Below are 3602 nucleotides of genomic sequence, written 5' to 3'. Positions count from 1 at the left end.
GGGTGGTCCCTTTAGGTGATGACTAAGTGGTCCTATTAGAGTGCTGAATGACAATAGGAAAATAAAAGGTACAAAGCTGAAGCAGCAGTAATTTGCTTAGTAATACCTACCCGGTCCGCCAAAGCGCCAAACACTGGCAAACACATAAAATAAACCGACAAAGCAACCAACGTCACCCATAGGGATTTATGATGAGTCTGATTTTGAATCACTGAGGATAAAAAAGTAGGCATATAAACAAAGGTCATATAAAAAGCAGAAGCAGATAAACTTGCAGCTACAAAGCAAATAACCAGCTCTTTCCTATATTTTTTTACCAAAGATGAAAAACGCTTGTTATCATTTGGCTTATGGACAAATGGCTCATTAATAAACTTTCTAATCTGGTATAATGCAAGCCAAATAATAGCACTAAGTAAAAAAGGTATACGCCAGCCATATTGAATCATCTGCTCATAAGGTAAAATGTCTAGTAATATAAAAACTGAGATGTTTGCCAATAACAAACCAAGAATACCGCCCATAAATGCCATACTGCCAGAATATGCCGGACGATCTTTCCCTTGTTCAACAGCCAGGATTAAACCATTAGAAAATTCCCCTGATATTGATAGCCCTTGAATGATCCGGCAACTAAATAACGCTACCCATAAATCAATGTCAGGTAATCTGGTGGGTAATAAACCAATAATCGCTGTGGAAACAGTCATCAACACAGTAGTAACGGACAGTACCTGCTTGCGACCATAAGTATCAGACAGATACCCAAAAACTATTCCAGAAAAAGGTTTCACTGCATAACTGACTACATAAGCCAAAACGGTAAAATTAATCGCTGAGCTTTGTGAATGGGATGAGAAAAATACGGATGACAACACTGGAATAAGAAAAGCAAAGATACTTAAATCAAAAACCTCAATAGCAGTACTGATAAAAACGGATATCCTAACCAAATTTGCCATTTACATTCACTTCATTGTGTCGTACATTATTTTAGCATTTTATGGATTTAAGTTGTAGCTTTAAGGATTTATTATGTTACAAGATGTATGCTCAAGGATGTATCAATCTTTCGATGAAAATCAAGAGCTTCTTTTCAACAAACAATACCGACCACTAAATGTCTTGGGATGTGATTATTTCTATTATCTAGTCTCAGATCAAACCTCAAAAGAAAATTCGTACCGATTCTGCACCCATGAGGATTGGATGGATTTCTATTATGAAGAAAAATTAATCGACAATGATCCATTAAAACGAATTATAGAAAATTCAAACAATTCAATACTTCCATGGAATCAGGTCAGTTTTATGAATAAAAGTGAGAAACGAACCATGGCTGGCCGTTCCTCCTTTGGACTTTATAATGGTTTATCTATTGTTAGTAACTTTAATGGCAAAAAATACATATTTGTAATGGCGACTGAACATAGAGATCATGATCTAGCAAGATATTTGATATTGGAAAAGAATTATGAACTAAAAAAATTAATGCATGATTGTATAACCTCCATCGATGGATGATATACTTATTGCTTAGATATTATTGGTTTAATTCAAATATATCTGGCGAACAATCAATGAGATATAGATTGATATAATTCTTGATCTTCAAGTTTACTAAGTATTTTTTCTCTATGTTTAATTGAAACATTATCTCTAAGTTCAAGAGCTGCATTAATATCTTCAAATATATAAGCAGATTCAATTACGTTAGGATCACTTATTTTTCCTTGTTGGTAGAACCATTCTGCAACAGCACTCCAACGCCACAAAGGACTTTTATTCGATATCTTTAAAATAGGCTTTGGAAAATTTCCAGAACCTCTAGTTCCTTGTATAAGTAGAGAGACCGCTTGTCTAGTCATCGAAACACGCTCGGCAATATCAGATAAATTTACTAAATGCTCGGGAGCAACACTTATAATTCTTGCACCAATATTTGCTGATTCGATATCCTTTATAGCAGATATAATGGTATTCTCAAGATTTTCACCTTCTCTATCGAAATCTAAAAAGACTGTCCCATTTTTATAATTAATTAAAGCGTCACCGCATCCTGCTTCAAATAGAGCATCCTCTAAGCCAGGTGTTGTCTCATCAACACAATCAAGAATTAGGGTAAACTGATATAAGTTACTCATTTTCTTCTCCTTGGTGTTCACAAGCATCAACTTTACGTTTAATTTGTTTTGCATGGTCTTCATTACTTTTTGGTGTTGACCATACGCTCATAGCATGCCCCTCTCTGGCCGCAAGTGGACAAAGTAATCTACCCCATGCGTGAGCAGAATTCCCTGATGGTTGATATCGCCAACCTTTCGATTCAGCATATTTTATAGCTAACTCGATCTCTTTATTGGGGTGTTTTGGTCTCACCATAACTCCATTTTTTATTATGAAGTATAGTAAATTTTGTTGACATTTGTCAACATTTTGAACACCTCAACTACACTTGAAATTAACAGAAATATTTAATTTAACCGCTACTTTTTGCCTCTTTTAAGGCTCGTCCAAAGAAATGTTTAATTGCCTGATGCCGTGCATCAGCATCTGTCATCATTATACTTTGTAATTGATTATCGCGCTGAAACAATTGAATCGCACTTTCAAAAAATGCCTGAGAGAAAGCCCCAAAAACCACATCTGGAGGGTTATTCTTCAGCATATCTTTCAAGTTTTCGTCGCTTAGTATTTCTTGATTAACTTTCTCAAAACGCAAAAAATCTTCTTTAGTAAATTCAGTACCATGGCGCTGATTAAAAGATTCAATAATTTCAGATAATGAGCGCTCCTCATCTTCCGTGTAAGCGTTAGCACCAAACTCTTTGATAGCAGATAGAGCGGAAGTAGTGCCTGGAGATAACGAAGCTGAACCTTGTTCTTTTTTCTCAATTCTGAATGCCTGTAAGCGAATCATGTCTTCTGTAATCTCAATTTCGGGGGGCACTTCTCGATTTGGTAGTAATCGATTGAGCCATGATGCATAGGAAAAAAGTTTTTCCAACCAAGTGTCCTGCAATCTCATCACCTGCGCAACAAACGAATAAAACCGCATATAACTCTTAAGTAGTTGTCGAAATTCATCACGCCTTCCTTCGTCTTCTTCATATTCAAAACGTTGGACAGCGTTCTTAACCAATTTTTCTAGCGCGATTCTATCGTGGGGATCAAGCGCCCCTTTATAGAAAACTTCTGAGAAACGGTTAACTTCATCTTCGTCGATAATAGAAAAAGACTTAATGCGCCCCTCCAACTCATACACTTGATTAGGGTCAGATATCTCCTCTAGCGACGTAACTTCATAAAATGGTCGAAACGCATTTTGAATGTCTTCAATCGTATTCTGGAAATCGAGCACGTATGTATTATTTTTTCCTGGGGTAGTACGATTTAGCCTTGATAAGGTTTGTACTGCTTGTAAACCATCCAGTTTTCTATCAATATACATGGCGCATAACTTTGGCTGATCAAAGCCTGTTTGATATTTCTCTGCCACAATCAATAATTGAAAATCTTTATCAAATTTTTCTGGCAATTGGGTTTCAGCAAAGCCATTTAATTCTGCTTCGGTGTAGATCTCACCATCGATTTCTAGCTCA

At 36.2% G+C, this 3602-nt stretch carries 4 protein-coding genes and 1 pseudogene; 1 reads left to right on the top strand and 4 read right to left on the bottom strand.

The annotated features are described in order from the left end of the window. Positions 1-35 precede the first annotated feature (35 nt). Positions 36-962 (bottom strand): MFS transporter, encoded by a 927-nt coding sequence (locus Q0495_RS04870; RefSeq protein WP_298623720.1) that lies wholly within the window; start codon positions 960-962, stop codon positions 36-38. 73 nt (positions 963-1035) lie between these two features. Here Q0495_RS04870 and Q0495_RS04865 point away from each other — a divergent pair, with 73 nt between their 5' ends. Next, positions 1036-1524 carry an autoinducer binding domain-containing protein gene (locus Q0495_RS04865; RefSeq protein WP_298623718.1) on the top strand — a complete coding sequence of 163 codons (489 nt, stop codon included), beginning with the start codon at positions 1036-1038 and terminating at the stop codon, positions 1522-1524. Between the two features lie 53 nt (positions 1525-1577). Here Q0495_RS04865 and Q0495_RS04860 read toward each other — a convergent pair whose 3' ends face one another. From Q0495_RS04860 to Q0495_RS04850, 3 genes and pseudogenes are all read right to left on the bottom strand, one after another. Further along, positions 1578-2144 (bottom strand): hypothetical protein, encoded by a 567-nt coding sequence (locus Q0495_RS04860; protein ID WP_298623716.1) that lies wholly within the window; start codon positions 2142-2144, stop codon positions 1578-1580. After that, entirely contained in the window at positions 2137-2382 is a 246-nt protein-coding gene (locus tag Q0495_RS04855) for a hypothetical protein (RefSeq protein WP_298623714.1), read from the bottom strand. Before Q0495_RS04855 ends, Q0495_RS04860 begins: the two co-directional genes overlap by 8 nt. Positions 2383-2479: 97 nt before the next feature. Beyond that, positions 2480-3602, bottom strand: a pseudogene (locus tag Q0495_RS04850) (type I restriction endonuclease subunit R); the annotation flags it as partial.

The sequence above is a fragment of the uncultured Legionella sp. genome (genome assembly GCF_937871865.1).
Classification (GTDB): Bacteria; Pseudomonadota; Gammaproteobacteria; order Legionellales; family Legionellaceae; genus Legionella.
The sequence above is the reverse complement of the archived record's forward strand: the minus strand, read 5'-3'. Positions and strand labels throughout refer to the sequence as shown.